We start from the raw sequence: 25248 nt of genomic DNA on the forward strand, positions 1-25248 counted from the left end.
ATCAGCCCTGTTCCTGGCTGAGTCGGCGGAGGGTCTGGATGAGCAGGGTCCGCTCCTTCACCTTGATGCGTTCGTGGAGGGACGCCTCGGTGTCGTCGTCGAGCACCTCGACGGCGGCCTGCGCAAGGATGGGCCCAGTGTCGACGCCGGCGTCTGCGATCATCACCGTGCACCCGGTCACCTTGACTCCGTAAGCCAGGGCGTCCCGCACCCCGTGGGCACCGGGGAAGCTGGGCAGCAGGGCGGGATGCGTGTTCAGGTAGCGGTGGGGGAAGGCGTCGAGGAAGCCCTGGTCGACAATCCGCATGAACCCCGAGGACACCACGTAGTCCGGTGCATAGGACGCGACCTTCTCCGTCAAAGCCGCGTTCCAGTCGGCGCGCCGGTCGAAGGACCTGAAGTCCACCACAAACCCGTCGATCCCGGCAGCGGTGGAGCGCTCCACCCCGTAGGTGTCCGGGCGGTCGGCTCCGACGGCGGCGATGGTGAGGTCAAGGGTGCCGGTGTTCACGGCGTCGATGACCGCCTGAAGGTTGGATCCGGTGCCGGAAACCAGGACTACGATGCGCATGGGTCAACCATAGGCTGCGCTCTACCCTAGGGTTAAACCATGAACGAGAGCCCCCGCCCCGCCAAGCCAGCTCCCGCCACGCCCGGCCCCGGGTCGCCCGGGGAAAAAGAGCTGGCCAGGACGCGGACCTACTTCAGGTGGTTCCTGCTGGCGATGCTCGGTGCCATCCTGACCGGCACGCTCCCCTTGCCGTGGAAGGTCTTTGGCCTGGTTTTCGGTCTGGCCGCTCTGGTACTCGGGATTTTCGCCCTGGTGCGGGCGGTGCGGGACAAACTCCCGGGGATGCTGCGTGTCACCACGGTGATCGGGCTGGTAGCAACGGCATTCCTGGTCGTCGGAACCGGCGCCCAGGTGGCGTTGTGGCCGGTCACCGCCGACTACGAGGACTGCATGAGCACGGCGCTCACCAACGCGGCGCAGAGTGCGTGCCAGGATGACCTGATGAACCTTGGCGGGCTCCTCCCGGGCTCCTAGATTCTGCCGCAGGAAAGTGGCGGCCCCGCACCTGAGTAGCGGCCCCGCACCTGAGCGGTTGCCCCACCACTTGTTTGCGGGTCAGCCACTCGTTTGCGGGTCAGCCACTGTTTTGGCGGCCTTCCCGCTCCAGCAGCGGGCCCGCCGCGTAGCCGATGACGGCGCCGACCGCCACCTCAGCGGCAATCAGGAGTGCCACCCACGCCGGGTTGGGTCCCAGATCCACCAGCCGCCCGAGGCCCAGCGACGCGCGGGACACCCACGCGAGCACCCCTGCCGCCACACCGGCGGTGACGCCGATCAGCACTGCGGCTGCCAGGGTGGAGATGCTGGCAGTGAACCACCGCGCCTCCATCTTGATTTCCAGCCACTCGTCGAAGTGATTCTCGCCTTCCCTGAAGAACCACCAGCCGGCCAGCAGACCCGCAAGGACGGGAATGGCGAGCGCCGCCAACCCGTATTCGAGGGTGCCCGGCGGCACCGCGGCAAGGACCGGCAGGGCAGGCAACGGGCCAGCACTGGTGGTCAGCGGGGTAATAGCGCTGCCGGAGCCGAGCGCGAAGCCGGTGCCGGATGCCCAGGCGAGGGTCCACACCACCAGGTTGGGCAGGAAGCCGAGCTGCCCGAGGGTCAGGGCGCTCCCACCGACAATCCCCGCGTCAAGGCGCTGGTAGACGGCCGCCAGCTCCGCCCACCGCAGCCCGAACGTCACCGCCAGCAGCAGCGCTGACAGCCCGAGGGAGACGGTGAGCGCCACGAAACCGGCCCGCACACCCGACCAGGCGTAGGATCCGGCCCACCGGGAGTGCTGGCTGGTCTTCGCGAGCCAGGCGGCGCGTTCGACGCCGATTAACCGGCTCCACTCCCCTGCCTCCCGGTAGGCACCAATCACCAGTCCCAGGCCCGCCGACACGAGTGGGATCAGCGCACCGCCGGCCAGCGGAACGGTCACTTCAGCAGTGGTGGAGAGGTAGGCAACGCCGGCCCCGATCACCGAGTAGATTCCGAGCGCTCCAAGCAGTGCCTGCCACAGTTGGTCGGAGTACGACGCCCGGGCAAGGCGTCGGCCCGCCCGCCACGCCAGCAGGAAAGGGATCAGGGTGAGCCCCAGCGGCACGACGGCGAGGAGTCCCGTGACACCGGTCCCGTCCGGGTCTGCCGCGGAAAAAGCGATTTCAAGGGGTACCCCGTGGATCAGGAGCCAAGCCTGCCCAACCAGGTGCAGCATCGCGGTGGCCGTACGGTCGGCGAACCCACCCGCTACCCAGACAGCGGCCAGGGGGACCAGGATCAGCAGCCCGGAGATCACTGCTGACTGCGCCAACTCGAACACACCCTGCAGCCACAGGGGCATGGGCAGGGCACGCCGACCGGGCATACGGAGTGGAAGTTTCATCTCCTCAATGGTGCCACCGGCTGCAGCCTCCGACGTTCAGCGACGCGGCCCGGCCGCCCGGTTCGAGGACACGGACCCCGCGTTAGACAAGAAGATCCAGCAATCCCTTGACCAATGCGGCTGCGGCACCAACGAAAGCGATCACAATCACAAAGAAACGGGCGTGATCGTCCTTAATGAACCGGGAGAGCTTCTCGCCGGCGAAGATCCCGGTCACGATCACGACGCCGATGGCAGTCCACATCCACCATTGCAGCGCTGGGGCGTCCGAGGGGTCGAGGCTGAGTTTGACCGCCAGGGTGACCAGCCCGATCACCACGAAGAACGGCTGCAGGGTGGCGGCAAAGGGCCGTTGCGGCCAGCGGGACAACAGTGCGTACGCGCTGACCGCCGGACCGCCGACCCCGGCCATGGAATTGGTCAGGCCAGCAGCGAACCCCGCGATGGCCTTGGGCGTATTGCCGCGCACCACCACCGACGAGCGTTGCAGTACCAGTGACACCGAGAGCGCGACGAGGACGACGCCGCCCACTGTCACCGACAAGGGTGCGGACGGCAGCATCACCGCGGCGATGGACCCGGGGACCGAGCCGAACACGGAGGGGATCACCATCCACCGGAACATGTTCCAGTCAATGTCCTTCCAGACCCGCCCCACGATCAGGGCCGAGGACACCACCCCGCACATGTTGACCAGCACCACTCCCTCGTGCGGGCCCAGGATGATGACCAGGAACGGCGCAATCAGCAGGGCAAAACCCAGGCCGGCGATCCGTTGCGCGATGGCACCGAGCAGAATGGAGAACAGAACGATGAAGAAGATGCCGGTGGTCACAGGTGACACAGTACGCTGGGGCAACTGTTTTCCGGTTGTCCGTGACGGGCGCCCCCAGCGTGGGCCACTAGGCTTGGAGGATGCCTACAGCCACTACAGCACTCCAGATTGCCGACTGGCGACAGCAGGTTTTCGACCTCTATGCGCAGGTGCGTGCTCGCGCGCAGTCCGGGTCGCCGTCGTCGGCGCATACCCTGTGGCGTGCAGGACGGGACCGGCTGTTCGCCACCCATCCCGCATCGCCGCTGGATGCGACGGCGGCCGCCTCCTTCGTCGGCCTCGCGGTAGCCGGGTACCAGTCGGACTACCGGTTTGAGGCAGTGATCGACGACGACGGTGTGGGCGAGGAGATGACCGTCCCCACCGGGACGGACGGGACAGTGACGTTCCAGCGGCTCGGCACCGTGGGGCTCGACGGCGTCGGGCGGCTGGCCCTGTGGCGGCTCGCCTCCTACGGGGGCGGGCTGTTCCTGCCGGTGCGCGACGGCTCCGCAGGCCAGCCCGGCGGAACCTACGGGGGCGGGCGTTATCTGCTGGACACCGTCAAGGGTTCGCATCTCGGGGTGGTCGGTGACCGGCTCATCCTCGACCTGAACTTCGCGTACAACCCGTCGTGTGCCTATGACGAGGCGTGGGCCTGCCCTCTGCCGGGGGTGGACAACCGGGTTGACGTCGAGCTCCGCGTCGGCGAGCTGTACTCCACGTACTGAAGGGCGAACGACGACGCCGCCGGGGGTCAGGGGGCGGGACGCTCGGTGCGAAGCAGGCTTTATCATGGAGCTAAGACACCTGGTACCCCCCTTGGAGGCTCACATTACGGATACTGCCGCCCAACACGATATCTATTTCGGCGCGCCCGAACCCGTTAACGAGGCCGAAGTCCTCGAGTCGGCGTCGCGCGCCGCCGTCGCACGCTTCACCGATCGCACCGACATCACCACCGTCAAACGCCGGTTCACGCTGATCAACCAGAGCGTCACACCGCACCAGGCGATGGTCGAGGATCTGCTGTTCATCCGCGCCGCACTCGAGGACGCCGCCATTGAGTACCTGCTGGTGCGCGGCAATGACGAGCGTCCGGTGATCGCTATTGACCTCAAGCACCGTGAACGCTTGCGGGACGCCCTGGTGGCGGCCTGCGAGACCGAACCGTTCTACTCCCGCACCGTGGACACCAAACGCCGGACCACCCTCCTCGTCACGGACGGTTCCCTGTCCCACAGCGCCAAGGCCCGGATTTTCCGCCTGTTCCGCCCCCGGATCGAACCGATCGGCGGGCTCGCCTTCGGGCCGTCCGCTGGAGTGCAGATTGAACTGTGGAAGCTCGACGGCGACACCATCGAACTCCCCGTCGAGAATTCCCTGACCCGCCGCACCCTCCCCTCCTCCGAGGTGGTCCGCGGGTCCGTGGAACGGCACGGCCTGATGTGGCCAACCATCGACAACATGTTCGCCGATCACGCCACTGACATCGACTTTGAGATTGACCTGGTGTTTTCCTGGGTGGACGGCAGTTCACCCGAGTACCAGGCGGCCAGGGCTGCCCGGATGCAGGGCGCAGTGGTGGGATCTGGTGACGACCACGAGGCACGGTTCCGCCAGATCAACGAACTGAAATACGCCCTGCGGTCGGTGTACATGTTCGCGCCGTGGGTCCGCCGGATCTTCATCGCCACCGACTCCGCCGCCCCCGAGTGGCTGGCCGATCACCCCTCGGTGACCCTGGTCCGCTCTGAGGAACACTTCAAGGACCCGTCGGTCCTTCCAACCCACAACTCGCAGGCCGTTGAAAGCCAACTGCAGCACATCCCGGGGTTGTCAGAGCATTTCCTCTACTCGAACGACGACATGTTCTTCGGCCGTCCGGTGTCCCCCGACATGTTCTTTTCCCCCGGCGGGATCACCAAGTTCATCCAGGCTGACATCCGGATTGGACTGGGCGACAACGACGCCGAGCGCAGCGGCTTCGAGAACGCCGCCCGGGTCAACCGGCGGCTGTTGCATGAGCGGTTCGGCAGGATCACCACCCGGCACCTCGAACACACGGCGGCGCCCCTGCGGCGCAGTGTGCTCCTGGAAATGGAACAGGAGTTCGCTGCCGAGTTCGCCGCTACCGCGGCCTCACGGTTCCGGGCCAAGGACAACATCTCGGTCACCAACTCGCTGTACCACTACTACGCTTTGCTGACCGGCCGGGCCGTGACCCAGGAGTCGGCGAAGGTGCAGTACATCGACACCACCATGCGGTCAGGGCTGCGCGGCCTGAACAAACTGCTCGACAAGCGGCACACCGATTTCTTCTGCCTCAATGATGGAAGTTTCCCCGAGGTTCCCGCCGAGGAGCGCGCCCGGCTGGTCACTGACTTTCTGGAGAAGTACTTTCCCATCAAGGCGCCCTGGGAAAAATGACCGGAGCAGTGGCCCGGGTGTTGTAGTAGGGCGCCTGTCTGACGCCTCGGGGCGTCAGGCGCCGGTGAACTGCCGGGCGGGTGCTGCGTCGGCGATCCGCACCCCGGCGGCGTCGAGTCTGCGGCGTGTTTCACGCAACGGCACCGTCTCGCCCACCGGCCGGTATGCGCCGATCGGGACCACCGAGTGGACGATCGTGTCCTCATAGACGTGCACCAGGTTGTACGCCTGGGCACCGTCCTGCCCGCGGGTGCCGCCGCCGTCGTACCCCAGATCCTGGGTGTAGCAGGTGGCCGACGCCACCGACACTGGAACGCCGGCGAAGGTGGCAGTGGTCGAGTAGTGCAGATGACCGGCCAGGATGCCGCGAACGTCGGAACCGCGGACGACGTCGGCGAGCTGGCGTTGGCCGCGCAGTTCCACCAGGACCGAGAGGTCCTGGACGCAGGGAATCGGCGGGTGGTGCAGGGCAAGCAGGGTGCCGTTGGGCGCCGGTGTCAGAAGTTCGTTCGCCAGCCAGAGCAGCTGCTCGTGACTGAACTCGCCGTGATGGTGGCCGGGCACCGTGGAATCGAGGGTGATGATGCGCAAGCCGTTGACGAGGTAACTACGGTCGATCGGCGCAGCGTCGGGAGCCTGATCGAGCAGCCCCACCCGGAAATTGGCCCGGTCATCATGGTTGCCCATCGCCCAGATCACGTCGGCGCCGAGCTTCGCCGCTGCGGGTTCAACGATGGCACGGAGTTTTGCGTAGGCGTTGGCTTCACCCTTGTCGGCCAGGTCTCCGGTGAAGACCAGCGCCTCCGGCCGGGCCCCCGAGTCTTCCAACTCGGTAAAAATCTGGCGTAACCGGGCTTCGCTATCCACCGCCCCGTACAGTGGCCCGGGCCCACCGAGCAGGTGGGTGTCGCTGAGGTGGAGGATAAACTGCTGCGGCCGAGGATGCTCGGCCGTCCGGTAATTCATGGTGACCCTCTAGGTAGCTGGCGGTAACCGTTTACAACCTAATTGACCTCCATCAAAGCAGAGATCACACTAATAGCCGGTGAACACAGCCCGGCAAGTCGGATAACGCTTCACGAGTGGCCGCGCGGCCGGGGGGTTTCCCGGCCGCACGGCCTCCTGGCCTGCTTGCGGACTAATTGCCGCCTGTTTGCGGACTACTTGCGGATCAGCGAGGTTTCGGTGAAGCCTCCCGGCGCCACATACACCTTGCCCTTGTCAGGGCCCTTGTCCTTGCTCCTGTCCTGGTCGGTGCCCTTACCCTTGCCTCCGGGCAGCGCAACCGGCTTTCCGGCCGCGTCGTAGGCCTGCTGTTCCAGCCAGTACCCGCGCGGCACATCCACTCGGTGCAGCGTCTTCTTCTCGGCGGCACTCACATAGATGGTCGACTCCCCCGCTGGCCCGTCCACTGTCACCGAGGAGATCAGCGGTTGGAGCAGCAGCGCGTCGATCGAAGCGGGACCGTCGACGGCGGCGCTTACACTACGCTCGCCCCGCCGCAGGTCGCGTTCCAGGCTGAACGGCTGCAACTGCCCCGGCGCGTCGGTGATGCCCTGCTCCCCCGCCCCGCCATTCGGGGTGGTGCCGAGCTTCCGCTTGCCGGACCAGGTGGTGGTCCCTGATTCCTCAATGGTCCGGTTCACGATCGGGTACACGTTGCGGTCCTGCTGATGCGCGGGCACCGGGATGCGCAGGCGCGCGCCTGCAGTCAGTTGCGCGTACGCACCGCCGGAAATATTCGCTTCCCCGGTCCACGCCGACTCGGCGGTGACCATGCTGCCGTCGCCTCGGATGGTTCCGGTTTCCGCTTCCACCACGGTGAGTCCATCCGTCGCCACTGTCCGGTTAATGCCCAGGGCGTCCGCCTTCAGCCCGGGGTGGGCGTCCAGGACCAGCATGGACAGCAGTCCGTGGATGGTGGACTCGGCCCCCGAGTTGCGATTCACGGTGCCGTCGGCCTGCACGCCGTCGAAGGTGACGCCGGTTGCCGGGTTGTAGGTGGGTTCGCCGCTGCGATTCGCGCCGAAGTACCAGCCGCCCATCACCGCCGCCAGCTCATAGAGCCCGGTGGCACCGGTCGCCTCAGCCGTCGACACCAGGCTTTGCAGCCGCGAGTCGACCCCGTACGCGATCTGCACCCGTTCGGAGGGGGTGGGCGTCCACGCGTTGTCCGGCCCGCCGGCGGCGAGCAGTTGCGCGGTGAAACCGGCGGTGTCCTTGACCGCTGCGTCAGCCAGCTCCGGCCGGCCCAGCACCACCGAAGCGTCCGCGACGGCCGCCGGCGCCATCCCGCCCCAGGCGTGCCAGAACGTCTGCGACTTGGTCCACGGCAGGATGGCGCCGAACGGCCAGGCCCGGGTGTCTCCCGCGGACATCCCGGCGATGCCTTCACTCAGCTGGGAGAGGGCCGTCCGGGCCACCTCATCCGACGGCTCGGCGCCGACATACGCTGCCAGGCCCAGCACCGCCTCGGCCGACGCGTCAGCACCGTCGGCGATCAGCCACGCGGGAACCGCTACGCCGTCGGCCACGTCGTACTGGCCGTACTGGCTCAGCGACTGGCGGTTGAGCGCGCCCAGCGACAGGTGCAGCCGCTCCTTGAGGAACGCCGCGAACTCGGGGTCGGCCTCGCTGAACGCTGCGTAGCCCTCTCCGAGGGCCCACACAGTGCGGGCCACCCAGTACGATTCAGCCGAATCGGAGGGGTCCGGCAGTTCGACGGGTTCGGCGCTCGGGTTGAGGTCGCCGTCGGTTTGCTGCCAGAGCACCACGTTGCCGGCGTTGGGTCCGTCGGTGGTCTGCAGGTAGGCCAGCGACCGCAGGGTCTGGAAGGCCGACTCCCTGCTCGCCTCACTCCCGGTCTGCTGCCAGTGCCTGAGGTAGACCACAGCGGTCCGGGAAATGTCGTCGGCGTTGTAGGCGCCCTGGCTCCAGTCACCTTCGGCGTTCAGGTTCCCACCGCCGATTTTCCGGTAGGTGCCGTCGTCGTTCCGGTCGGCATACGTCCAGGGTGCCAACGCCGTGGGCCGGTCCCCGGATTGGTAGGTGCTGTGCCCGGCGATGTCAGGGACCGGCACCTCGTCAAGCAACCAGTCCAGGTGGGACGTGTTGGTCAGTGGTGCTGTAGCGGTGGGCTGGATAGCCGGCGCAACAACTGAGGGAACTGCCGGTGCCGGCGCAGCGGCCACCGGCGCCATCCCGACGCCGACGATCGCCAGCGAGACGCCGACGGCAAGGCACGGGACGCGTACCGCCCGGGCGGTCATGGCGCAACCCGATCGAGGCGGGCCACACCGATTTTGGAGTCGGCCATGCCGTAGAAGACGAAAAGCTGCCCGTCGACTTCCTCGATGGCCGTGGGGAAAACCACGTTCGGCACGATCCCCGACTTTTCGTCCTCGGTTTCCGGCGCCAGCAGCGGCTCCCGGCTGCGGGCGATCACGATGGACGGGTCATCGGCGGAGAGGATCATCGCCGCCGCCGAATAGTTGACCTTCTGTTGATGATCGAACGCTGACTTCTCCAGCGCACCGGCCACCCCGTGGTGGATGATGAGCCAGCCCTCGTCGACCCGGATGGGGGGCGGGCCGCCACCGATCTTCAGTTCCTCGAACTCGAACTCGCTCATCGCCACGAGGGTGTGCTTGCCCATGTGGACCAGGTTCCGGATGTCCTTCTCGACGTCCTCGACCGCGACATAGGAGATCCAGATGCCGGGTCGGCTGTCGGTCATCCCGGCGGGCAGGTGCTCGCCTTCACCCTCGCGGATCCAGCCCAGGTCCCACATGGGCCGGTGCAGGAGCGCATAGGAGGGGACGCCGTCGGGGTCGTTGACCGGTTCGGGGAAAAACACACCGTCCTTGTTGGGGAACAGGTTCAGGTCCATGGACAGTTCGGCCCGGTACTCGAAGAAGCAGGGGCCGAGCCGCTGCCAGGACCGCAAATTGGTGGAATGGGCAAACGCCATCCGTGGTCCCATCGGCCCGTACGCCACATAGGTCATCAGGTGCAGTCCGAGTGAGGGCACCCATGTGGTGCGGGGGTCCTCGGTGCCCGAGTTGTTGGTGCCCCGTTCCCAGCCCTCGTCCGGACCGAACACAACGCCCAGCCGGTCGACGCCGGTGGGGACCCCGTTCTCGATGATGATTTTGGCGAGCCCCACCCGGGACACGTTGCCCTTGGAGACCAGGCGGGGCAGCAGGTACAGGTCGCCGTCCGGGCCGCGACCGCTGGCCGGGTTGAGGACTCCTTCGGCTTCGAGGTCGTTGCCCTCCTCCGGGCTCATGATGACGCCGGCACGGGTCAGCGTGAACGGCACGGTGGGTAGCAGGGTGGTGGTGGAAGCAGTGGTTTGCGTAGTCATTGAAGGTTAACCCTTTGCGCTTGATCCGATATTGGTGGAAATGAATTGGCGTTGGAAGACGATGAAGAGTGCGACGGCGGGCGCCGCGAGCACGCACGCGCCGGCCAGGATGGCACCGAACGGGTTGGCTGCGGTGGCCGCAACATTGGAGATGTAGTTGGCGAGGGACACGGCGAGCGGTTGGAACGCGGTGTCCTTGGTGACCAGGAACGGCCACAGGAACTCGTTCCACGGCCCGATGAACGTGAGCAGGATTGCCGTGACGATCGCCGGCCGCACCAGGGGAATGGCGATCTGCAGCAGGATGCGCAGCTCGGATGCCCCGTCGATCCGCGCCGCCTCGAACAAGGAGGCGGGCAGTTGCAGGAAATACTGCCTGAAAACGAACACCGCGGTGGAGTTGATGGCAAACGGCAGGATCATGCCGAGGTAGCTGTCCGCCAACCCGTAGTCCCGCACAATCAGCACGTACAACGGGATCAGCAGCAGCTGGAACGGCACCATCTGGACCAGGAGCAGCAGGGCAAACACCACCCCGCGGCCGCGGAACTGCAGTTGCGCCAGGGCGTAGCCCACCGGGATGCCGAAGATCACGGTGCAAAGGATCACCCCGCCGGTGAAGATCCCGGAGTTGATCAGGCCCTGAATGAGGTTGATCGACTCGTTGATCAGGACGTAGTTGGCTCCGGTGATGTTTCCGACGTTCGGGAACGCCCCTCCCACCGAGGTGTCGGGTTGGGTCTGCAGCGACCCGATGAACATGTAGTAGAACGGAAACAGGAACACGAATGCACCGACGGCAAGCAGGATGAAGCTGAACGGCCGCAGCCCGCGCTGCTTTTCGGTCGGTGAGGCCCGCGGTGCCGGGGACGGCGTCACGGCCGGCGCAGCCGACGTCGTGCCGAGGGTTGGCTGGAAGTCCTTAGCCATGTCAATCGTCCTTTCCACCGATAAAGCGGCGTTGCAGGAAGGCCAGGAGCAGGACGCCGAGCACCAGGATGACGCCGAGGGCGGCAGCGGTATCGGGGTTGCCCTGCAGGATCCCCTGCTGGTACATGAGGAACACGGGCGACGTCGAGGCGCCGTCCGGTCCGCCGCCACCGGTGAGGAGGTAGGGCTCGGTGAACAGGTTAGCGCCGGTGATGGTGGCGAGCAGCGTCACAAGGAAACTGGCGGGCCGGACGCTGGGGACGGTGATGCTCCAGAACTGCCTGATTTTGCCGGCGCCGTCCACCGAGGCGGACTCATAGAGTTCTTCGGGGATATTCTGCAACGCAGCCAGGTAGAGCAGGATGAAAAATCCCAGCTGCTTCCAGGTCACGTACAGTGCCACGGTCGGCATGGCGAGCCCGGAGTTCACGAGCCACGACGGGTCGGGGGCCAGCGGGCCGAGGATCGAGTTGATCAGGCCGTTCTGGGAGAACAGGAACAGCCACACGCCGACGACGGCAACACTCGCCGTCACGTACGGCACGTAGTAGCTGACCCTGAAGAACGTGCGGAGGCGGGTGACCCGGTTCAGCGCGTTGGCGAGGACCAGGGACAGCACGACGGTGAGGGGCACATTGATGATCAGGAAGACGCCGATGTTCGCGAACGAACGGCCGACGTCGGGATCCGTGAGCACCGCCGCGTAGTTGTCGAACCCGACAAACGGGCGTTCCACGGCGACACCTGGCGCGGTGAAGAAGAAGTCGTGGAAGGAGATGTAGACGGCGTAGCCGAGGGGAAACGCGAGCACCGCGAGGATGAAGAGGACGTAGGGTGCACTGAACGCGAGCCCAAGGGGTTGGCGTCCCAGCAGTCTGTTGCGCCGGCGGGGGGCGGGACCCGGGCTGGTGCCCGGATCCCGCGGCTTACCGACGGTGGTTGAAGCAGTCACCGTCGGTCCGCCTACTCTTCGGTGGCGAGGGTGGTGATTTCCTCGGCGGCGGTGGTGAACGCGTCGTCGACTGTTTCATTGCCGAAGATCACCGACGCACCGTAGGCGTCACGGAAGGTCTGCCAGATTTCGACCGAGTTCGGCACGTTGGGAACCTCGACCGCCCGCGACGCCTGGTCGGCGAATTCGGTGTAGGCGGGGTTGGCTTCGAAGTACTCGGCGTAGGCGTCGCTCAGATCGGCGCGGATGGGCATCTGGCCGGTCGCTTCGAGGAGCGCCCCGTCCTGTTCCTCGCTGGTGGCGAACTTCATCAGGTCCCAGGCGGTCTGCTTGTTGTCGCAGGCCGAGTAGATGGCCATGTTCTTGGCGTCGGAGAACGTGTAGCTCTCGTCCCCCTCGGCGAGGCCCGGCACAGGCGCTGTGCCCCAGTTGACGTCGTCGCCGTAGACCGGGATGGCCCACGGACCGGAGATGGCGATGGCCGCCTTCCCATCGACGAAGGAGTCACCGGTGTACGCCTCCTGCGAGGACAGGCCCTCCTCGTACATGGTCTGCCACATCCCCGCGACAGCCTTGCCCTCGTCGGTGTTGAAGGCTGCCTCGCCGTCGGCCACCAGCTGTGAACCGCCGGATGCTGCGGCGAAGAAGGGGTAGAAGTCAAACCAGGACTGGTAGAACTCGCCGGCCGGGGACGGCCACATGGCGTAGTCGGCGGCACCCGATTCGACGAGTGTGCGGGACGTTTCGAGGAGCTCATCCTGGGTGCCGAGCGCCGGGTTCTCGGGGTCAAGGCCTGCCGCTTCGAACATGTCCTTGTTGTAGTACAGCACCACGGGGTTGGATTTCCAGGGCAGCTGGTAATACTGGCCGTCAGCCGATTTGTATTGCTCGGCGACGTCGCCGCTGCGGGATTCGACGTACTCGACGCCGTCCTCGAAGGTGTCCAGCGGAACCAGGCCGCCCATTTCCTCGAACTGCGGGACCGCCACGGGCGCCGTGTTCATCACGATGCAGGGGGCGTTGCCGGCGGTGATGGCCGCCGCGATAACCTCTTCGGAGCTGGTGCCCGCGGGAATCTCCTGGGCGGTCACCTCCTGGTCCGGGTTGTCTGCGTTCCAGGCTTCAACCATCGCCTCGCCCCACGCCACTTCCTGCTGGTTGTTCGAATACCAGATGGTGATGGGGCCGCTGGTCAGCTCTCCATCGCCGGCCGCGTCGCCGCCGCCCCCGCCGCAGGCGGCGAGTCCCAGACCCATCATGGCGGTGGCCGTGATGGCCAATGCTCGGTTGGTGTATCGCGTCATTGCGTTTTCTCCTAGATCACTTTCACAGCGCTTGGTGTCACTGTGGTTACTGAGTTATTTACTGCCGGTGGTACTCCGGCCGTGGGGCGCCGCGGTGGACCCGCGGGTAATAAGTCCTGGTGCAGGAAGGACGACGTCGTCGCCGTCGTGGGTGCCTTCGAGCTGGTTCAGCAGTACCTGCGCCGCGGAGCTTCCCCACAGCAGCGGGTCGCTGCCGATGCTGGTCAGCGCTGGGTTGAGGTACTGGGCGTATTCGGTGTTGTCGTAGCCGGTGATCGACAGGTCATCGGGAATCCGCAGCCCGTGCTGCTGGGCATAGGCCTGACCCGCCGTCGCCATGATGTCGTTCGCGTAGACGATAGCCGTGGGCGGGCTGTCCCGCGCCAGGAAGTCAGCCGTCGCTGCCACCCCCTCCAGGGCACCGAAGTCCGCCTCAATGAAGAGGTCATGATCCAGCCCGTTCAGTTCAAGGGTGTTGGCCCACGCGTTACGCCGGCTCAGACCGTGGATGTAGTGCTGGGAGCCGCCCACATGGGCGATTCTGGTGTGGCCCAGGTCGACGAGGTGCTGGACGGCATGGCTGATGCCCTCGGTGTCATCCATGCAGACCGCGGGAAACGGGGACGGCGTGATGGGTCGGTTCAGGGTGACCGCCGCAAGTCCCAGTTCGAGCAACAGGGCGATCCGGGAGTCGTTGGTGCGCATGTCGCTGAGGATGACGCCGTCCACGCGCCCTTCGTGCGCCAGACGCCGGTAGCTGGCTTCCTCTGCCCCTGTTTTGGTGGCCACGGTGAGGACCAGTGAATAGCCCCGGTCGGCCAGGGTGGTCTCGACGCCGGCAATGAACGAGGGGAAGAACGGATCCGTCCCCAGCAGCCTGGGGTCGCGGGCCACCACCAGACCCAGCGCGTAGGCCTTGGAGGAGGACAGGGACCTGGCCCGCAGGCTCGGCGTCCAGCCCAGGGCGGCCGCGGTGCTGAGGATCCGACGACGGGTGTCCTCGCTGACCCCGGCCTGCCCGTTCAGGGCGTAGGACACAGCACCTTTGCTTACCCCGGCGGCCCGGGCTACGTCGCTGATCGTTACCGCCATCTCCGTCGCCGTCCTTCGCTTGCTGAGTTAGAAAGTGATGCGCGTCACTTAACCGGTTAAGTAGACTTAACTAAACCGGTTCAGTGGCCGATAGTCAAGGATGTCTCGAATTCACAGCGGATTCGATGGGTGGCGCAGCCATCTTTAACGAGCCCCAGAGCGAATCTAGCTCTGGGGCATTGAGCTCAAACACGTACAGTTATGCAGGTTCACCGCCGAACACGGCGTACTACAAGGAGATCAGATGAAATCGTTTGCATGTGGTGATGTGGTTCCTGGTTGCGACGCCAAATGGGTGTGCAGCTCGGACGACGAAATCCTGGCCCAGGTTGGCGCCCACGCCGCCGCAGTTCACGGGCTGACGTCGTTGCCCGACAGTATGGTTCACTCTGTCCACGGTGCCATTCAGCCAGTTAGTTGATTCCTGCACGCCCGTCCCAGTCCGGGGCCACCGCCGCCCCGGACTGGGAGGAGCTGCTGACGATCGCCTGCCGGGGCGAAGGCCTGGCTACCGCCTACCAGCCGATCATCGATACCTCACGTGGCTCAGTGGTCGGCTACGAAGCGCTGACGCGGTTCCCCGGGTTTGAGGAGAAGAACCCCGAGGTCTGGTTCGCTGCCGCACGCCGGCACGGCCGGGGCGCTGACCTCGAGTCAGCTGCCCTCCGGGTCGCCCTGCGGGCGCGACAGGACCTGCCCACGAACAGTTTCCTGACGCTCAATGTCTCTCCCGAACTCCTCACCTCGGAAGCCATCCGCAGCGTCTGGCGCCAGGAGGGCGACCTTGGTGGGCTGATCGTCGAGCTCACCGAGCAGACTCCCATCGATTCCTACCTCGAATTGGAACCCGATCTGCACCAGCTGCGGTCGGCGGGCGCGCTCATCGCCGTCGACGACGCCGGTGCGGGCTACGCCGGGCTGCGGCACCTGCTGCAGTTGCGCCCGTCAATGATCAAGATTGACCGGGAGCTGATTCAGGATGTTGACCGCGACGAAGCCAAGCGTGCCCTGATTGAGATGCTCGGAATCTTCGCCAGCCGGGTGGACGCCTGGATTCTCGCGGAGGGCGTGGAACGGGTGGAAGAACTCGACACCCTGGTCAGCCTCGGCGTTCCCCTTGTGCAGGGCTACCTGTTGGCCAGGCCGGCACCACCGTGGGCGGGCATCGACTTTGAGCTTGCCCACCGCCTCGCCGCCCGGCAGCCGTCTGCCCAGAAGTCCGTCCTGCGCGACGTCGTCGAGCCGGCCCCTGCGGTCCTCGGCATGGCTGAGGCGGTCGAGGCATTTAACCAGGACCCAGGGCTGGGGTCTGTTGCCCTCATCGACGCCGACCTGCGGCCTATCTCACTGCTCACGCCCGATGCGGCGTCCCTGGGAGTGGTGAGCCAGGGTATGCGTGCCAACCTGGACACTCCCCTGGCTGACGCCCTCGACCGGTCCATGACCCGCGAGGCCGTCTACCGGTTTGAGCCACTCCTCGTCATCGACAACGCCGGACGGTTCGCCGGGATCGCACGACTCGAACGGATGATCACCGCGCTCACGGCAACCGAGCCGTAGCGGACCGGATCAGGCCGTGGCGGCCCCCTAGTCTTCGGAGCCTAGCGCTCCCTCGGCCTCCGAGATGAAGCCCTGCTCCACCATGAAGTCGAAGGCGACGTCCGCGGGTTCCTCGCCCTCGACATCCACCCGCAGGTTCATCGCCCGCAACGCTTCGTCGGTCAGGGTGGGAGCGATCGCACGGAAAACGTCCTCAAGTTCCGGGTGCGCCTCGAGGGTCTCCGTGTAGAAGACCGGCGCCGCGTTGTAGGCGGGGAAGAAGCCGAGATCGTCCTCGAGGACCCTCAGGTCAAGGGCGTCGATCCGCCCATCGGTAGCGAACACCTCACCGAAGTTGCAGTCCCCGTTATCCGTGGCTGTGTAGACGGCACCGGTATCGAAGATGCTGATGTTGTCATCGGGTACACCGTCCGGGGCGCCCCGCTCCATCCCGTAGTGGGCGAGCATCGGGTTCATGCCGTCGGGCCGGGAGTTGAACTCAGCCTCAACGCAGAAGGTCCTCTCCTCCACCGGCAGTTCAGCGATTTCAGAGATCGAGCTGATCCCGCCGAGCTCCTCGACCGCCTCGCTGCGCACACCGATCGCGTAGGTGTTGTTCAAGGGTGCTGTGTCGCCCCACGTCAACCCGTTCGGCAGGTCAGCTTCGTAGACGGCGTCGAACTGCTCCTCCTGGTTGGGGAATCCTTCGCTCATACCGAGGTAGGTCAGCCAGGCGGTACCGGTGTACTCCCAGACGATGTCCGCCTGCCCGGCGAGCATCAGCTCCCGGACGGGTTGGCTGCCCGGAACGTTGGTCAGGTCGGTGACATCGAACCCCGCGGCCTGACCGGCCAGGACGGCGATCTTACCGAGGATCAGCTGCTCGGTGAAGTTCTTCGAGGTGACAGTCAGCGGCTCGCCGTCGACAATTTCCTCGATGCTGCCCGGTCCTGCCAGCGGAACGTAGGAGGTGGCAGGCTGCAGCCCGCAGCCGGTGGCCAGCAAACCAGTGGAGAGCACCACGGCAGCGCCTGCGACGCGCCGCAGGGCCCGGCCGCCAGTCGCTGCTCGGGCGGAAGGTGTTCGCGCGGAGCTTGTTCGCGCGGAGGGTGATGAGTGCATCAGAGTCCTTTCGGGCGGGCAACGTGCTCGACGACGCGCCCAATCCAGTCGACCAGAAGAGCGAGCAGTGCCACCAGGACCGAGCCGATCACCAGCACGCTGACCAGGTTCAGGTTCACCCCGGTGATGATGAGGATGCCCAGCCCGCCGCCGTTAATGAATGCCGCGAGTGCAGCGGTGCCCACCAGGAGCACCAGTGCGGTGCGGATCCCGGCGAGCATCACCGGGACGGCAAGGGGCAGCTCCACCTTGAACAGGACCGCTGCGGCACTCATTCCCATTCCCCGCCCGGCTTCGACGAGCCGGTCGTCCACCTGGTTGATACCAATCATGGTGTTACGCAGCACCGGGAGCAGGGCGTAGAGGACCAGCGCGGTGATGGCCGCGTTGAACCCAAACCCCAGCCAGGAAGCGAGGAGCACAATCAGACCGATGGCCGGCGCGGCCTGCCCGACGTTGACGACGGCGAGTACCGGTCCGGTGAGCCGCCGGAACGGTCCACGGGTCAGGAGGACACCCAGTGGGATGGCAAGGATAAGCACGAGGACTGCTGACACGGCTGTCAGGGCGAGGTGTTCGAGCGTGTAGCCGAGCAGCGTGTCAGGGTTGAGCGTATTCAGTTCAACTTCCGACAGGTCTGCGGTCAGCGCCCAGGCCACCAGGACGGCGAATGCCGCAAGGATGCCCGCGAGCTGGTAGACCAGCGGCCGCCAGGAGGTCCCTGCGCTGTCCGCCCGCGCGGCGATCACCTGGGGAGTCTGGGCGGGTGCGGCAGCGCTCACTGGCCGTGCCCCGGGGTGATACCGGCTGAATCGTCGTCGCGGTCGTCGTCGCGATCGGCGTCGTCGTAGCGGGTGTCCTGCTCCTCGACGGCCTGCAAAGTGCCCGTGTTGACGCCCACCGGTCGCCCCGACGAGTGCGCCGACCGGGCGTGGGCGTGGGCACGGCCGATCGCGTCCATCACCGTTTCAACGTCGATCACCCCGAGGAAGGTGTCCCGCTTCCCGGTGACCAGGGCGGCGCCGGCGCTGGACACGAGCATGGTGTCCAGGGCGTCGTTAAGGGTGGCACGGTCGCCGACGACAGGGAGTTTGGCGTCCCAGTCGTCGCTGACCCGGTCGGTGCGGGAGAGCTGGCGGCGGGTCAGCCACTGGATGGGGCGGTTCTTCCCGTCGACGATCACCGCGTGGTCGTGCTTCGCCTCGTCGAGCCGGGACAGCACGTCGCTGCCCAGGTCGCCGATCTGCGCGACGACGGCGTCGGCCAGCACCACTTCGTTGACCCGGGTAAGGGTGAGTTGCTTCAGTCCGGCGCCGGATCCGATGAAGTTCTCGACGAACTCGTTCGCCGGGTTGGCGAGAATCCGCTCGGGGGTGTCGTACTGCACCAGTTGCGCGCCGTCTGTGAAGATCGCGATCCAGTCGCCGAGCTTCACCGCTTCGTCGAAGTCGTGGGTGACGCAGACGATGGTCTTCTGGAGCTCTGCCTGGATGTTCAGCAGCTCGTCCTGCAGCCGCTGCCGGGTAATCGGGTCCACGGCACCGAACGGCTCATCCATGAGCAGGACGGGCGGGTCGGCAGCCAGGGCACGGGCCACTCCCACGCGCTGCTGCTGCCCACCGGAGAGTTCCTTGGGGAAACGGTCACGGTACTGCGCGGGATCCAGTGAGACCAGTTCGAGCAATTCGTCGACCCGTGCAGCGATTTTGTCCTTGCTCCAGCCGAGCAGTTTCGGCACGATGCCGATGTTGGCCGCAACGCTCATGTGAGGGAACAGCCCGCCAGCCTGGATGACGTAGCCGATCCGGCGTCGGAGGTTGTCCCCGTTGATGTCGGTGACGTCGTCGTCGTCAAGGACGATGCGACCCTCGGTGGGCTCGATCAGCCGGTTGATCATCTTCAGCGTGGTGGTCTTGCCGCACCCCGACGGGCCAACCAGCATGACGATCTTGCCGGCCGGGATTTCGAGGGTCAGCCCGTTGACGGCCGGGGAATCCTGACCCGGGTAGCGTTTGGTGACCTTGTCCAACAGGATGCTGGCGCCGGTGATGCCGTTCCCCGCACTGTCAGGGGTGATGGTTGCTGTGGGAATGGTCTCAGACACGGATACCTCGCGGGGTGGTTAGTCGGCCGAGGCCGATGAGCAGGACGTCGAGCACAAGGGCAAGAATGATGACGGCGATGACGCCGGTGGCAACCGACTCGATGGCATTGGCGCCGCCGAGCCGGGACAGCCCAGAGAAGATGAAGCCACCCAGTCCCGGGCCCAGCGCGTAGGCGGTGATCGCGGCGATGCCCATCACCATCTGCGCGGATACGCGGATACCGGCGAGGATGACCGGCCAGGCGAGGGGCAGTTCGACCTGCAGCAAGGTGCGGATACGGCTCATCCCGATCCCCCTGGCGGATTCCACCACTGCGCTGTCGATCCCGGACAGCCCCACTACCGCGTTGCGGAGGATCGGCAGGGCCGCGAAGAAGGACACAACAATGACGGCCGGGGTGACGCCGAACCCGAAGGGGGCGATCATCAGCCCGATGAACGCGAACGAGGGGATGGTCAGCCCAACCGCTGAGATGCTGTTGGCGAGCGACTTGAAGAGGCTGCTGCGGTACACCAGTGCTGCGATAACTACGGCAATCACCGTGCCGAGGATTAAACATTGGACGACGAGGGAAAAGTGCTGCCAACTTGAGAACAGGATCTGAGGCAGCCGGTCTCCAAAGAAATCCAACAAATCTATACCCTCTTCACATTGGTTACGTGTCAGCCCGGCAGCAAATATCCGAAAATTTGAGGCGCCAAGAATCGGCCTCCTTTACAGGATACCCACAGCAATGTTGAGGAACCGTCACGCGACGGTCACGATTGGCAGTCGATAAGTGGCGACTGCGTGGTGAAAGCGGTGGGTTTACGCACATAGCGGGGACCGGTGTCCCATTTTTTTAGTGCATGCAGTGCAATCAATGCATGCACTTTTTAAAAGGGAGATACCCATGCCGAACCTCACCATCCGCCAAGTGGACTCGGACGTCGTAAACCAGGTCAAGGTGATAGCAGCACAGAATGGCCGATCAATGCAGCAGGAGTTGCGTCTGCTCGTTAATCGCTTCGTGAGCTTACCGGTCGAGTCCCGCCGCGCCCTCCTTCCTATCGCGGCACTACCGCTGCCCGAGTGGTACATCAAGCTCTGGCACATCCGGACGGACATCGGCAGCGTTACCCACACTGCCTTGCCGGTGCGACGCTCCCAGTTCAGGCACCTGGAGATGCCGAGGACGGTCAGGCAATGAGCATTCTCGACTCGGACGTTCTTCTGGCGCTCATCCGTTCCACTGAGGACCAGGAGGTCGCCGACTGGGTGAAGCAGTTTCCATCGAAGCCCCAGACCACTTCCCTGTCAGTGGCCGAGGTGACTGCGGCGGTTTACGCCAGCTCCGATCCCATGAGGCATTTCGCTCAGGAGCGTGCCCTGGAGACGCTGCTTGGCGGTCTCTTGCACCGCAGGGTACTGCCCCTGGACGCCGACTGCGCATCAATCCTGGCGAAACTTTCGACCGCACAGGATCCCAACGGCTCGTTCTACCCCTTGGGAGTGCTGATTCAGGCTGCTATCTGTCGCCAGTTTCGGATGCCGCTGGTCACAGGAAGGTCCGGCGACTACCAGGGCCTCGACCTTGAGTTGCATCCGCTGCTGTTGGATACAACTGCCGATGCCGAGGCAGGGTGAGTACAGCCAGGATCCAGCTAGTGTTGCAGTCATGGACTCCCCCATTGAAAACTATCTCAAGCGTATCCACCGGGAGATCTCGGAGCTCAAGGACGGGAAGCCGTACAGCACCATCCCTGCCATGGCGAACGTGGACCCGAACAATTTCGGGATCTGCCTCACCACCGTAGACGGCTACATCTACGAGGTCGGTGATACCCGGGACGAGTTCAGCATCCAGTCAATCTCCAAGCCGTTCACCTACGGGCTGGCCCTCGCCGATCTGGGGACGGAAGCGGTCGACGAGAAGGTGGACGTCGAGCCGTCAGGGGATTCGTTCAACGAGATTTCCCTTGCCGAGGGGTCGGGGCGGCCGTCCAACGCCATGATCAACGCTGGCGCCCTGACCGCCACCTCTCTGATTAAGGGGTCGGGCGGCAACGGCCGGTTCAAGCGAATCCTCAACACGTACTCGGCGTTCGCCGGCCGGCAGCTGAGCGTCAACACCGAAATCTACGAGTCCGAACTCAAGCACGGCCACCGCAACCGGGCGCTGGCCCACCTGCTGCGTTCGTTCAACATCATCGAGGACGATCCGACGCCGGTGATCGAGGACTATTTTCGCCAGTGCTCGGTGCTGGTGAACTGCCTCGACCTTTCGGTGATGGCGGCGACCCTGGCCAACAGCGGGCGCAACCCGCTCACTGGCCGCGAGGTCCTGGAAATCGGCCCGATCGAGCGGGTGCTGTCGGTGATGACCACGTGCGGCATGTACGACGACGCCGGCGCCTGGATCAGCACCGTCGGCATGCCGGCCAAGAGCGGGGTGGGCGGCGGCACCATCGCTGTGCTTCCCGGCCAGGTGGGTCTCGCCGTGTACTCCCCTCCCCTGGACGAGCATGGCAGCAGCGTCCGCGGCATGGCCACCAGCCAGCGCCTCTCCCAGGACATGGAACTGCATTTCGTCAGGGCCGCCCGGACGGGTAAATCGGCGATCAGGTCCACCTATGACATCTCGGCGTCGCCCTCGGGGATCCGCCGCAACGACGAAGCCATGGATATCCTCCGCGACAACGGCCACCGTGCCCGGGTGATCGAGCTCAACGGTGATCTGCTCTTCGCCGGCACCGAGTCGATGATCCGCGAACTAAGCTCCCTCGATCAGACGGTCGAACTGGTCATTCTCGACCTGCGCCGGGTTGACGAAGTGGCCGACGTATCAATGCGTCTGCTCGCCGAAACGCGGGAGAACCTGGTCAGCGACGGCAGGGAACTGGTCCTGATCGACAGCGACGGCACCCTCGCCGACACGTTCGAGCACGTGGACCGGGAGGTCCCCACCTTCGACACCCGCACCGCTGCGGTTGAGTGGTGCGAGGACCGGCTGATCGCCGCCTACGGCGATGACCTGCACCTCCCCTCGGTGGTCACTGTGACCGACTGTCCTGCGCTGAGCCCGCTGACCAGCGAGGACGCGGCTGCGCTTGCGGGCCGGATGGAGGAGCGGGAGTACGACGACGGCCACGTGATTCGCCGCGTCGGGCAACGTTTTGCCGGCGTGTTCTTCATCCTGTCCGGGAAGATCACCACCTCGGTCCCGGGACCGAGCGGGGGTCGGGTTCGCCTGACCACCCTGAGCGCTGGCATGACCTTCGGGGAACTGGCGCTGGGCAGCGACGACCGGCAGGAAACCACTGTGAAGGCCGAAGGCGAGGTTAAGGTCATGGTGCTGACCGCAGACGCCATCGCCCTGCTCGAAACCGAGGACCCCCGACTGGCCGTCGAACTGTGGAAAGCGCTCACCCGCGATGCCTACACGCGGGTGGATCTCTACCTGCGGGAGACCGCTGTCCGGGTCCGCGACTAGTGACACACTGATGAGCGCACGGTTCGAGGAGCTCGACTGGCGCGAGACCCGCCTGGGCGAGATCAGCCTGCGCCGCCGCTGGGACCCGACCTTCGATAAGGAGGTCTACGAGGTCAAACTCGACGACGACTTCCTGATGTCCAGCCTTTTCACCGTGGCGGAGATCGAGCTGACAGTCCTCGCCCTTGCCGAACTGCCCGGGGACGGGCTCGACGTCGTCGTCGGCGGACTCGGCCTGGGCTACACGGCGCAGGCAGTGCTCGACAGTCCGCGCGCCCGCACGCTGCTGATCGTCGAGGCGCTCGGCGAGGTCATCGAGTGGCATCAGTCGGGGCTGATCCCGGCCGGCAAATCCCTGACCGCGGATCCGCGCTGCCGGTATGTTCATGGGGACTTCTTCGCGATGGCCGCGTCGCCGGCGGGATTCGACCCGAACGCACCGGCGCGGCTGTTCCACGCGGTGATTCTCGACGTCGATCACTCACCGCGCCACGTGCTGCACCCCAGCCATGCGGCGTTTTATGATCCGGCGGGTACGCGGAGGCTCGCCGGTCATCTGCACCCGGGCGGGATTTTTGCGCTCTGGTCCAACGACCCGCCCGACGACGACTACCTCGCCGTGCTGGGCGAGGTGTTCACCGAGGTGCGCGCCGAGGTGGTCAGTTTCGACAACCCGCTGCAGGGCAGGGAATCGACCAACACCGTGTATCTGGGCCGCAAACCCCGATAACGTGACGCTCCCCCGGGTCTGTTACAGCCTTGCAATCCGCTCGATGTCCTCGCGGAATTCCTGCGCCACGGATGCCGACACGGTGGTCCGCGTTTCGGCGATCGCCGTCAGGTAATCCTCGCTGGACGGCCCCGCGGCGGGCGTGCCGCCGTCCGCCGACCCGAAGACCGCCTGCTCCAGGGCCCGTTGGGACGCCTTGCGGGCCGCGAACTCGATGTCGGCTGGCGAGAAACCGTCGGAGGTGTCGACCAGCCGGGCGATGTCGACGTCGGCCGCCACCTCGGACGGGATGTAGCGCTGCCAGATGGCGTGGCGGGCGGCTTCGTCGGGCAGGCCGATCGGGATGACGTAGTCGAAGCGGCCGTGGCGGAGGAACGCCGTATCAAGGGCCCGGATGAAGTTCGTGGCGCACACCAGCAGCCGGCCGGGCCGCTCCCGAAACGCCGGAATGATCTTGAGCAGTTCGTTGGTCACTCCCTGTAACGGGGACGGCGGCTCGCCCTGCCGCTGGGCGGCGATTTCCTCCACCTCATCGATGAAGACCACGGCGTGTTCCAGGTCGGCGATCTCGAGGAAGGTCTCCCGCAGCGCGCCCGCGAGGCCCTTGGAGTCAGCGGCAAGCCGCGACGGAAACACTTCGACGAAGGGCCACTCGAGCCGCGACGCGATGGCCTTCGCGAATGTGGTCTTGCCGGTCCCCGGCGGACCGAACAGCATCACAGCGCGGGGCGGAACCACCCCGTACTGCTCGGCGAGGTCGGGGTTGGCCAGCGGCAGGACCAGCCGGCGTTCGAGCAGTTCCTTTTCCCGCTGCATCCCGCCCACGTTGTTCCACAGGTTCCGCGGCATCAACCGGCCGCCGAGTTCGCTGAGCAGACCCATTTCCTGCCGCTGCACGGGGATGTCCCGTTCGAAGTACCTGAGGTGTTTGCGGTCCTGGAAACCCGAGTTGAGGAGTGCATCCACCCGGTGTTCGGCGTCGGGCACCAGGGTGGAGAGCTTGGTCAGGCCATGCGGCGCCATCCTGCCCTCGATGGCGGCGAGCAGCGCACTCCCGATCCCGTGGTTCCGCCAGCCCTCGTCGATGGCGAAAAAGACAATCCAGCCCTGGTCGTGGGCGGCGCGGGCCACCGCCGTGCCGACCACCGTCTCGCCGTGGACGGCGACGACGGCGTGGTCCTTCTGGCAGGAGGCGAGAACCTCAGCGAGGGCATACACCGGTTCGACGCCGGCGCTGCGGGATTCTTCCCACAGGTGCAGGATCGCGTCCATGTCAGCAGAGTGAAAGTCCCTGATTCTCCAACCGGTCATACGGGTGACTCCTTCGTCGTGGGCTGATCGTGTCGTCTGCAAAACGTGCCGTGCGCTGATCATGGCACACCGCTGGACGGTACCGGAGATTGTGACTGTCTGAGGCGGCTGCCATGATGCTGTGATGCACCTCGACCGGTTTCCCCTCCGCCCCGTGACCGCCCACCCGGCGAACCCGCTGGCGCCAGGACAGTGGCCGGGGACCCTGCCGCCCGTGGCACAACTGCTGGGCGACGGGCTGGGCCTGGGCGCGGCGACCTGAGCATGTCGCGGAAGGATTCCGAGTTTCACTCAATGTCCCACGGCGAATCTTTCCTGGAACTCGCCGTGGACCGGTTCCGCGGACCCTGCCTGTGGGTGCTGGACGAGCCGGAGTCGGCCCTGTCGTTTGGTGGCTGCCTGGCGTTGCTCGGCATCCTCAAGGATTTGCTCGCCGATGGGAAGACACAGGTGCTGTTGTCCACCCACTCGCCCCTTCTCGCCGCCTTACCCGGGGCGTCCATCCTGGAGATCGGGCCATGGGGGTTCCGGGAGATGCCGTGGGAGGAGCTGGACCTGACAATGAACTGGCGGAGCTTCATGAACGCGCCCGACCGGTATTTGCGCCACCTCTGACCGCCGTCGCCGGTCAGCTAGGCTC

General features: G+C 65.7%; 26 protein-coding genes. 11 read left to right on the forward strand and 15 right to left on the reverse strand.

Features of this window, described 5'->3' with window-relative positions; translation table 11 throughout:
* Position 1 precedes the first annotated feature (1 nt).
* A complete protein-coding gene (gene purN, locus ACX80G_RS00585) occupies positions 2 to 571 on the reverse strand; it encodes a phosphoribosylglycinamide formyltransferase (protein ID WP_459305029.1) in 570 nt (189 codons plus the stop codon).
* 39 nt (positions 572 to 610) lie between these two features.
* Between purN and ACX80G_RS00590 the strand changes: the two genes are divergently transcribed.
* Positions 611 to 1045, forward strand: coding sequence for a hypothetical protein (locus tag ACX80G_RS00590; protein ID WP_459305030.1), 435 nt, complete (start codon positions 611 to 613; stop codon positions 1043 to 1045).
* 100 nt (positions 1046 to 1145) lie between these two features.
* Here the strand turns inward: ACX80G_RS00590 and ACX80G_RS00595 are convergent, their stop codons facing one another.
* Both ACX80G_RS00595 and ACX80G_RS00600 read right to left on the reverse strand, forming a co-directional pair.
* Positions 1146 to 2441, reverse strand: coding sequence for a cell division protein PerM (locus tag ACX80G_RS00595; protein WP_459305031.1), 1296 nt, complete (start codon positions 2439 to 2441; stop codon positions 1146 to 1148).
* Between the two features lie 82 nt (positions 2442 to 2523).
* Positions 2524 to 3276, reverse strand: a complete 753-nt coding sequence (locus ACX80G_RS00600) for a sulfite exporter TauE/SafE family protein (RefSeq protein ID WP_459305032.1) — start codon at positions 3274 to 3276, stop codon at positions 2524 to 2526.
* An 80-nt stretch (positions 3277 to 3356) separates the two neighbouring features.
* Between ACX80G_RS00600 and ACX80G_RS00605 the strand changes: the two genes are divergently transcribed.
* Positions 3357 to 3986 (forward strand): DUF1684 domain-containing protein, encoded by a 630-nt coding sequence (locus ACX80G_RS00605; RefSeq protein ID WP_459305033.1) that lies wholly within the window; start codon positions 3357 to 3359, stop codon positions 3984 to 3986.
* 283 nt (positions 3987 to 4269) lie between these two features.
* On the forward strand, positions 4270 to 5685 hold the full coding sequence (locus ACX80G_RS00610) for a stealth family protein (RefSeq protein ID WP_459305341.1): 1416 nt from the start codon (positions 4270 to 4272) through the stop codon (positions 5683 to 5685).
* Between the two features lie 54 nt (positions 5686 to 5739).
* Here ACX80G_RS00610 and ACX80G_RS00615 read toward each other — a convergent pair whose 3' ends face one another.
* From ACX80G_RS00615 to ACX80G_RS00645, 7 genes are all read right to left on the reverse strand, one after another.
* Positions 5740 to 6651 (reverse strand): phosphodiesterase, encoded by a 912-nt coding sequence (locus ACX80G_RS00615; protein WP_459305034.1) that lies wholly within the window; start codon positions 6649 to 6651, stop codon positions 5740 to 5742.
* A 194-nt stretch (positions 6652 to 6845) separates the two neighbouring features.
* A complete protein-coding gene (locus tag ACX80G_RS00620; RefSeq protein ID WP_459305035.1) occupies positions 6846 to 8954 on the reverse strand; it encodes a hypothetical protein in 2109 nt (702 codons plus the stop codon).
* Complete coding sequence (locus ACX80G_RS00625) at positions 8951 to 10051, reverse strand: glycoside hydrolase family 130 protein (protein WP_459305036.1); 1101 nt, start codon at positions 10049 to 10051, stop codon at positions 8951 to 8953. The genes ACX80G_RS00620 and ACX80G_RS00625 overlap by 4 nt, the downstream gene beginning before the upstream one ends.
* A 6-nt stretch (positions 10052 to 10057) precedes the next feature.
* Positions 10058 to 10813, reverse strand: a complete 756-nt coding sequence (locus ACX80G_RS00630; RefSeq protein ID WP_459305342.1) for a carbohydrate ABC transporter permease — start codon at positions 10811 to 10813, stop codon at positions 10058 to 10060.
* A gap of 169 nt (positions 10814 to 10982) precedes the next feature.
* Complete coding sequence (locus tag ACX80G_RS00635) at positions 10983 to 11933, reverse strand: carbohydrate ABC transporter permease (protein ID WP_459305037.1); 951 nt, start codon at positions 11931 to 11933, stop codon at positions 10983 to 10985.
* A gap of 11 nt (positions 11934 to 11944) precedes the next feature.
* Positions 11945 to 13237, reverse strand: a complete 1293-nt coding sequence (locus tag ACX80G_RS00640) for an extracellular solute-binding protein (protein WP_459305038.1) — start codon at positions 13235 to 13237, stop codon at positions 11945 to 11947.
* A 54-nt stretch (positions 13238 to 13291) separates the two neighbouring features.
* On the reverse strand, positions 13292 to 14329 hold the full coding sequence (locus tag ACX80G_RS00645) for a LacI family DNA-binding transcriptional regulator (protein ID WP_459305039.1): 1038 nt from the start codon (positions 14327 to 14329) through the stop codon (positions 13292 to 13294).
* Positions 14330 to 14573: 244 nt separating this feature from the next.
* On the opposite strand from ACX80G_RS00645, the gene ACX80G_RS00650 reads away from it, so the two are divergent.
* Positions 14574 to 14750, forward strand: coding sequence for a DUF1059 domain-containing protein (locus ACX80G_RS00650; RefSeq protein ID WP_459305040.1), 177 nt, complete (start codon positions 14574 to 14576; stop codon positions 14748 to 14750).
* Positions 14747 to 15889 carry an EAL domain-containing protein gene (locus tag ACX80G_RS00655; RefSeq protein ID WP_459305041.1) on the forward strand — a complete coding sequence of 381 codons (1143 nt, stop codon included), beginning with the start codon at positions 14747 to 14749 and terminating at the stop codon, positions 15887 to 15889. Before ACX80G_RS00650 ends, ACX80G_RS00655 begins: the two co-directional genes overlap by 4 nt.
* Positions 15890 to 15916: 27 nt before the next feature.
* Here the strand turns inward: ACX80G_RS00655 and ACX80G_RS00660 are convergent, their stop codons facing one another.
* The 4 genes from ACX80G_RS00660 to ACX80G_RS00675 all read right to left on the reverse strand — a co-directional run bounded on the left by ACX80G_RS00660 (position 15917) and on the right by ACX80G_RS00675 (position 19728).
* The gene (locus ACX80G_RS00660) at positions 15917 to 16891 is read right to left on the reverse strand and encodes a glycine betaine ABC transporter substrate-binding protein (protein ID WP_459305042.1); all 975 of its coding nucleotides are present in this window, start codon (positions 16889 to 16891) and stop codon (positions 15917 to 15919) included.
* A 98-nt stretch (positions 16892 to 16989) separates the two neighbouring features.
* Complete coding sequence (locus ACX80G_RS00665; RefSeq protein WP_459305043.1) at positions 16990 to 17772, reverse strand: ABC transporter permease; 783 nt, start codon at positions 17770 to 17772, stop codon at positions 16990 to 16992.
* The gene (locus ACX80G_RS00670; RefSeq protein WP_459305044.1) at positions 17769 to 19094 is read right to left on the reverse strand and encodes an ATP-binding cassette domain-containing protein; all 1326 of its coding nucleotides are present in this window, start codon (positions 19092 to 19094) and stop codon (positions 17769 to 17771) included. Before ACX80G_RS00670 ends, ACX80G_RS00665 begins: the two co-directional genes overlap by 4 nt.
* Positions 19087 to 19728: an ABC transporter permease gene (locus ACX80G_RS00675; protein WP_459305045.1), complete on the reverse strand. Its 642-nt coding sequence runs from the start codon at positions 19726 to 19728 to the stop codon at positions 19087 to 19089. The genes ACX80G_RS00670 and ACX80G_RS00675 overlap by 8 nt, the downstream gene beginning before the upstream one ends.
* A gap of 259 nt (positions 19729 to 19987) precedes the next feature.
* Here ACX80G_RS00675 and ACX80G_RS00680 point away from each other — a divergent pair, with 259 nt between their 5' ends.
* Genes ACX80G_RS00680 through ACX80G_RS00695 form a run of 4 tightly spaced genes read left to right on the forward strand, consistent with a single transcriptional unit; the run spans position 19988 to position 23297 of the window.
* Entirely contained in the window at positions 19988 to 20284 is a 297-nt protein-coding gene (locus ACX80G_RS00680; RefSeq protein WP_459305046.1) for a FitA-like ribbon-helix-helix domain-containing protein, read from the forward strand.
* Complete coding sequence (locus ACX80G_RS00685; protein WP_459305047.1) at positions 20281 to 20721, forward strand: PIN domain-containing protein; 441 nt, start codon at positions 20281 to 20283, stop codon at positions 20719 to 20721. The genes ACX80G_RS00680 and ACX80G_RS00685 overlap by 4 nt, the downstream gene beginning before the upstream one ends.
* 31 nt (positions 20722 to 20752) lie before the next feature.
* Positions 20753 to 22567 carry a glutaminase A gene (glsA, locus tag ACX80G_RS00690; protein WP_459305048.1) on the forward strand — a complete coding sequence of 605 codons (1815 nt, stop codon included), beginning with the start codon at positions 20753 to 20755 and terminating at the stop codon, positions 22565 to 22567.
* Between the two features lie 10 nt (positions 22568 to 22577).
* Positions 22578 to 23297, forward strand: coding sequence for a polyamine aminopropyltransferase (locus ACX80G_RS00695; RefSeq protein WP_459305049.1), 720 nt, complete (start codon positions 22578 to 22580; stop codon positions 23295 to 23297).
* Positions 23298 to 23318: 21 nt separating this feature from the next.
* Here ACX80G_RS00695 and ACX80G_RS00700 read toward each other — a convergent pair whose 3' ends face one another.
* Positions 23319 to 24608, reverse strand: a complete 1290-nt coding sequence (locus ACX80G_RS00700; protein ID WP_459305050.1) for an ATP-binding protein — start codon at positions 24606 to 24608, stop codon at positions 23319 to 23321.
* 124 nt (positions 24609 to 24732) lie between these two features.
* Between ACX80G_RS00700 and ACX80G_RS00705 the strand changes: the two genes are divergently transcribed.
* On the forward strand, positions 24733 to 24870 hold the full coding sequence (locus ACX80G_RS00705; protein ID WP_459305051.1) for a hypothetical protein: 138 nt from the start codon (positions 24733 to 24735) through the stop codon (positions 24868 to 24870).
* A 32-nt stretch (positions 24871 to 24902) separates the two neighbouring features.
* Entirely contained in the window at positions 24903 to 25223 is a 321-nt protein-coding gene (locus ACX80G_RS00710) for a hypothetical protein (protein WP_459305052.1), read from the forward strand.
* The last annotated feature ends 25 nt before the right edge of the window (positions 25224 to 25248 follow it).

The organism is Arthrobacter glycogeni (assembly GCF_054510815.1).

Coding starts and splice junctions, on each gene's coding strand:
- ACX80G_RS00615 (WP_459305034.1), bottom strand. CDS start 6,651: ATGAATTACCGGACGGCCGAGCATCCTCGGCCGCAGCAGTTTATCCTC.
- ACX80G_RS00710 (WP_459305052.1), top strand. CDS start 24,903: ATGTCCCACGGCGAATCTTTCCTGGAACTCGCCGTGGACCGGTTCCGC.
- glsA (WP_459305048.1), top strand. CDS start 20,753: ATGGACTCCCCCATTGAAAACTATCTCAAGCGTATCCACCGGGAGATC.
- ACX80G_RS00630 (WP_459305342.1), bottom strand. CDS start 10,813: ATGTTCATCGGGTCGCTGCAGACCCAACCCGACACCTCGGTGGGAGGG.
- ACX80G_RS00640 (WP_459305038.1), bottom strand. CDS start 13,237: ATGACGCGATACACCAACCGAGCATTGGCCATCACGGCCACCGCCATG.
- ACX80G_RS00645 (WP_459305039.1), bottom strand. CDS start 14,329: ATGGCGGTAACGATCAGCGACGTAGCCCGGGCCGCCGGGGTAAGCAAA.
- ACX80G_RS00700 (WP_459305050.1), bottom strand. CDS start 24,608: ATGACCGGTTGGAGAATCAGGGACTTTCACTCTGCTGACATGGACGCG.
- ACX80G_RS00625 (WP_459305036.1), bottom strand. CDS start 10,051: ATGACTACGCAAACCACTGCTTCCACCACCACCCTGCTACCCACCGTG.
- ACX80G_RS00605 (WP_459305033.1), top strand. CDS start 3,357: ATGCCTACAGCCACTACAGCACTCCAGATTGCCGACTGGCGACAGCAG.
- ACX80G_RS00650 (WP_459305040.1), top strand. CDS start 14,574: ATGAAATCGTTTGCATGTGGTGATGTGGTTCCTGGTTGCGACGCCAAA.
- ACX80G_RS00680 (WP_459305046.1), top strand. CDS start 19,988: ATGCCGAACCTCACCATCCGCCAAGTGGACTCGGACGTCGTAAACCAG.
- ACX80G_RS00590 (WP_459305030.1), top strand. CDS start 611: ATGAACGAGAGCCCCCGCCCCGCCAAGCCAGCTCCCGCCACGCCCGGC.
- ACX80G_RS00685 (WP_459305047.1), top strand. CDS start 20,281: ATGAGCATTCTCGACTCGGACGTTCTTCTGGCGCTCATCCGTTCCACT.
- ACX80G_RS00705 (WP_459305051.1), top strand. CDS start 24,733: ATGCACCTCGACCGGTTTCCCCTCCGCCCCGTGACCGCCCACCCGGCG.
- ACX80G_RS00610 (WP_459305341.1), top strand. CDS start 4,270: ATGGTCGAGGATCTGCTGTTCATCCGCGCCGCACTCGAGGACGCCGCC.
- ACX80G_RS00620 (WP_459305035.1), bottom strand. CDS start 8,954: ATGACCGCCCGGGCGGTACGCGTCCCGTGCCTTGCCGTCGGCGTCTCG.
- ACX80G_RS00595 (WP_459305031.1), bottom strand. CDS start 2,441: ATGAAACTTCCACTCCGTATGCCCGGTCGGCGTGCCCTGCCCATGCCC.
- ACX80G_RS00695 (WP_459305049.1), top strand. CDS start 22,578: ATGAGCGCACGGTTCGAGGAGCTCGACTGGCGCGAGACCCGCCTGGGC.
- purN (WP_459305029.1), bottom strand. CDS start 571: ATGCGCATCGTAGTCCTGGTTTCCGGCACCGGATCCAACCTTCAGGCG.